General features: G+C 46.9%; 5 protein-coding genes and 1 pseudogene. 4 read left to right on the top strand and 2 right to left on the bottom strand.

The genetic code is table 11. The features are described from left to right. Positions 1–99 precede the first annotated feature (99 nt). A pseudogene (locus B2X00_RS01960) lies at positions 100–538 on the top strand (efflux RND transporter permease subunit); the annotation flags it as partial. Between the two features lie 148 nt (positions 539–686). Further along, a complete protein-coding gene (locus tag B2X00_RS01955; RefSeq protein ID WP_290485894.1) occupies positions 687–1196 on the top strand; it encodes an efflux RND transporter permease subunit in 510 nt (169 codons plus the stop codon). Here the strand turns inward: B2X00_RS01955 and B2X00_RS01950 are convergent. Together B2X00_RS01950 and B2X00_RS01945 are read right to left on the bottom strand one after the other, a co-directional pair. Further along, on the bottom strand, positions 1167–1682 hold the full coding sequence (locus B2X00_RS01950) for an SRPBCC domain-containing protein (protein WP_290485893.1): 516 nt from the start codon (positions 1680–1682) through the stop codon (positions 1167–1169). The genes B2X00_RS01955 and B2X00_RS01950 overlap by 30 nt on opposite strands. A gap of 101 nt (positions 1683–1783) precedes the next feature. Continuing rightward, positions 1784–2293, bottom strand: coding sequence for a fasciclin domain-containing protein (locus tag B2X00_RS01945; RefSeq protein WP_083405026.1), 510 nt, complete (start codon positions 2291–2293; stop codon positions 1784–1786). 139 nt (positions 2294–2432) lie between these two features. Here B2X00_RS01945 and B2X00_RS01940 point away from each other — a divergent pair, with 139 nt between their 5' ends. Then, a complete protein-coding gene (locus tag B2X00_RS01940) occupies positions 2433–4073 on the top strand; it encodes a methyl-accepting chemotaxis protein (protein WP_290485892.1) in 1641 nt (546 codons plus the stop codon). A gap of 153 nt (positions 4074–4226) precedes the next feature. Continuing rightward, positions 4227–4967 (top strand): cbb3-type cytochrome c oxidase subunit I (locus B2X00_RS01935; RefSeq protein WP_290485891.1); only part of this gene is annotated, 741 nt, incomplete at its 3' end.

Raw genomic sequence — 4967 nt, 5'->3', positions numbered from 1 at the left:
ATCGTTTAGAGGCATGGAAGACAATGCAAGACCGCGCAAGTCATCGGTTGCCGGCGTGGCTCAAGTTGAGGTGAGCGGCGGCAAAATAAAAAGCCTATGCAGGCGGCGATTGATGGCGTCAAGCAGGTTTGGACCGCAGTACTCACATCGACACTGACATCGGTGTTGGTCTTTTTACCCATTCTATTTATTCAACAGGAAGCCGGACAGTTATATTCTGATGTCGCAATAGCGATTTCATCAGCGATCGTCGCGTCGATGATCCTCTCCGTCACACTGGTTCCACTACTAGCCGCTCAGTTTCCTCCACCACTTAAAAAGCAAAATATGGATTGGGCAGATGCCATCACTTCACGTGCTGAAAAGCTATATAAGCACCGAGGCCGTAGTTTAACCACAGTGGGAATTACTACGGTCGTTGTTGTTGGTATTTGGTGGTGGTTAATGCCCCCTGCTGAATATCTGCCGGAAGGTGAAGAAGCTAAGACTTTCGCGACGATGTCAGCGCCACCGGGTTACAACCTATCGACCATGTCGAATATCGCTAAAGAGATCCGCGCTATTTTTGATCCTGCATTGGTCACAGAAAACACTGAAGTTAAACGGAGCGGGCTTACTATCCCCGCACTTAAAACAATTTCCTACAGTGTGCAGCCGACCAGCTCGCCGAAACCCAGTCCGCGTTAATGGAAAACTATCTACTGGCCGTGGCGATTGTTTATTTGCTGATGGTTGCGATTTTTGCGCACTGGGGCCACCCGTTGCTCATCATGACAACAATTCCAATGGGGATAAGTGCAGGTATCGCGGGGTTAGCCCTGCTTAATGGAATTGGCCTATTTCAGCAACCCTTCGACATGATCACAATGTTGGGCTTTCTGATTTTGATGGGTACCGTGATCAATAATCCCATACTTGTTGTCGAGCGCACGCTGTTTTTGAAGAAACAGCAACACTGCTCGGTTCAAGACGCGCTTAGCGGTGCATTAAAAAGCCGTATTCGCCCTATCGCGATTACGACGGTCACAACATTGTGCGGCATTGCACCCTTGGTCTTTATTCCGGGCGAAGGTACCGAGCTTTATCGCGGCGTCGGCACCATCGTGATGTTTGGCTTAATGGGGGCTGCCATTGTTACGGTAACGACGTTACCGGCATTAACGGCACTATTCTTGCGAAGTAAACTCAGTAAATGAGCTCATTTGTAGCGACAAGACCTTGTCTACAACGGGCGCAAGTTGGGTAAGATCAACGCTGGGGTATCCGCTAACGATATACTCCAGCGTTAACTCACTATCGCTGAAGGTCAAGGTCATCGTACCGTTTACCCCCAATCCCTGCAGCGGACCTAAGCCGCCTGTGAGACGAAGTACACGGCCGGGATCGAGATAGGCAACGGTCATATGTTGAGCTTGTCTATCCCCTGCTATCTCGCAAAAACAGCCGCCGGCGACAGGGTCAATTGTCAGCGTGCCGTCGGCACCAAACCAAGTGTGATCAACAGGCCACCAGCTATCAATGTCCTCGACAAATACGCGATATGCATTTGTCGCGCCGTCTTCATAGCGATGCGTTTGTTTTATATGAAAACCCGTACTATCGCTTGATACAACGTCTGCCGAAGCAAAAGGTGATAAGAATAACGCGCTCACTAGGAAGGACAAGTGTGTGGTTTTTCGCATAGTTATCTCGTTAATATTTTAATTCAACGAGCATAGCATAGCGGACATAGAAAAAGCGGCAATATCATTGCCGCTTTTTTTCTAAGGGGTCAAAGCTGGACTTATTGACCAGGCATCAACACGGCATCAATTACGTGGATCACGCCATTTTTGGCTTTGATATCCGCTTTAATGACCATCGCGTCATTAATCATTACGCCATCAGTTGCATCAACAGCAAGGGTCGACCCTTCGACAGTTTCGACATCAGTGGTTTTACCTTTGATATCTGCGCTCATAATGTTGCCAGGTACTACGTGATAAGTAAGTACCGCACGCAACTTATCTTTGTCTTTAAGCAACTCGTCAAGTGCGCCGTCTGGCAGCTCCGCGAACGCATCATTAGTCGGTGCGAACACGGTAAATGGACCGTCACCTTTTAATGTGCCTACTAAACCGGCTTCTTTAATAGCCGTGACTAGGGTCGAGAACTGCGGATCTTTAGATGCAATTTGTACAATATCCCAATCACCTTTCATCTCTTTTTTACCACCATGATGATCGGCCAACGCTTGGGTTGATGAAAATGCGAGTACACCGCCTACTACTGCAAACATGAATTTACGAAACATAATATGCCTCCTCGAATAATTAGGGCACCGAATAATACGACTGTTAATTTGATTTCGATTAACTATGGTTATGTAAATATTTTGTAATTTTGCCGATAACTAACTAATAACGACCAAATCCTCTGCCTTGGAGCACAGTATGGCCATACTCAATCGCTACTCAATTGTTCAACGACTCATCGCCTTGCTTGGTATTGCAGCAATCGGGACCGCGCTGATGGTTGCCTTTATGATGTTTATTCTGCGTGGTGTGTTTGTTGATGAGGAAAAAAATAAACTGGATGCCGTATTAGACTCCGCGATAAGCGTTGTTAGCTATTATCATCGTCTGCAAGAACAAGGTGAACTGTCTGAAGCTGAAGCCAAACAACGCGCGTTTGCCCGCCTTGATGAAATCCGCTACGAAGGACAAGAATATATTTTCACTATCGACCGTAGTGGTAACATGGTGCAACATCCGTTTGCTAAGCAGCTCGTGAATACAAATGTACTTGATTACAAAGACCCCAATGGTACGCGGTTGTTTCAACAAATGGTGGATGGGGTAAAGAGTAAAGACCGCGCAACGGTTGAATATATTTGGCAAAAAGGAGCCGACAAAGACAATTTGGTTGATAAGATCAGTCGAGTACAAGTGTTTAAGCCATGGAACTTAATCATCGGTACCGGACAATACGTCGATAATATCGCTGATTTGCTCTGGGCTCAGTTTTTCAAATTAGCGCTACTGGCGGTCTTTCTATCCGTCCCCCTATTGATTCTCTTTGTATTAATTATTCGCAGCATCGTGCGTCCTCTCAAAACCATTAATCACGCGATGGAAAACATTTCTGAGGGCGATGGTGATCTCACCAAACGGCTTGAAACCGAGGGTAACGACGAATTGACACGAGTGGCTGAGTCATTCAATACCTTTGTTCATAAAATTCAGCAGTTAGTGACTAACGTGCAGGATTCGGTTGATGCTGAGCAAGCGGCTGCTGAGCAACTCGCCGCGCTGTGCGAAACAAGCTCTTCACAGACTACGCGGTTAAATCAACAAACAGAGGCCGTCGCAACAGCGGTTAATGAGCTCACATCATCCGCGGGAGAAGTGGCGCAACATGCACGTGAAGCAGCAGAATCTGCCAATGTTGCCGACGAGCAATCAGGCCGCTCTGCGACAACCGTACGAAGTGCCGTGCAAAACATCGATACGCTTACTCAGCGCTTGAATCAAGCCAATCAGCACGCCAAGACCCTGACCGAAGGTTCAAAAGAAATTGGCGATATTCTAAACGTCATCATCACCATCGCCGAGCAAACCAACTTGCTCGCGCTAAACGCGGCCATTGAAGCGGCCCGTGCGGGTGAAGCTGGTCGGGGCTTTGCTGTGGTTGCTGACGAGGTAAGACAGTTAGCGACTAAGACACAAAAATCGACCGATGAAATCGGTGGAATTGTGGATAATATCCAGCGCGCCATTACTGATGTAACGAATATTATACGCGAGGCAGAGTCAAGTTCTGAGCAAACTCGCAGCGAGACCGTTGAAGCCGAGCAAGCGATAAGCCAGATCCAAGAAGCTGTTGCAAATATTTCAGGTATGAATGTACAAATCGCCTCAGCAACCGATGAACAGAGCCGTGTGACGCAAGACATTAGCGAAAATATCACGTCCATAAGTTCACTAACTTACGATACAAAAGACGCAAGTGAACAGGTTAAACAAGTGTCCGATTCGCTGATTAAAAACAGCGTTGATTTGAGTCAAATGATAAGGCGGTTTCGAGTAAAATAGCCTTTAAGTTTATGGGGATATTGTTAATATGTCCTCTGTACGTTTATAGCCGTAAGGTGTAAACTATTGGCACTTTTACAAGGGAGCTGACTTTTATAAGTAAGCGGGTAAAAGTCGTCTTTTTCCTGAACTCAATCACCGCGGAATATCAAGATGAGTGAAACACTTCAAAACCAACCGATCGAATATAATATGAAGGTCGTTCGGCAGTTTACTGTCATGACCATTATTTGGGGTATCGTCGGCATGGGCTTGGGCGTGCTTATTGCTGCACAACTCGTGTGGCCTGAGCTGAACTTTAATACGCCTTGGCTCACCTACTCGCGTCTCCGTCCACTTCACACCAATGCCGTTATCTTTGCTTTTGGTACCAGTGCATTGTTTGCTACCTCTTACTACGTTGTTCAAAAGACATGTAAAACCAAGCTGTTTTCGGACCGCTTAGCAACGTTCACGTTTTGGGGCTGGCAAGCCGTTATTGTGGCGGCCGTGATCACCTTACCAATGGGCTTAAGCACCACTAAAGAGTATGCTGAGCTTGAGTGGCCTATCGATATCCTGATTGCTGTAGTATGGATTGCTTATGCAATCGTATTCTTCGGCACGTTGGCGATTCGTAAAACCTCGCACATCTACGTGGCAAACTGGTTCTACGGTGGCTTTATCGTGGTTATTGCGATGCTGCACATTGTTAATAGCATGGCGATTCCGGTCAATTTCATTAAGTCGTACTCAATTTACTCGGGTGCGGTCGATGCCATGATCCAGTGGTGGTATGGACACAATGCGGTAGGCTTCCTGCTCACAGCAGGCTTCTTGGGTATGATGTATTACTTCGTACCTAAACAAGCTGAGCGCCCTGTTTACTCGTACCGCTTGTCGGTTGTTCACTTC

It is taken from the genome of Idiomarina sp. UBA3162 (assembly GCF_002364475.1).
GTDB lineage: Bacteria > Pseudomonadota > Gammaproteobacteria > Enterobacterales > Alteromonadaceae > Idiomarina.
This window is presented reverse-complemented; position numbering and strand designations above follow the sequence as displayed.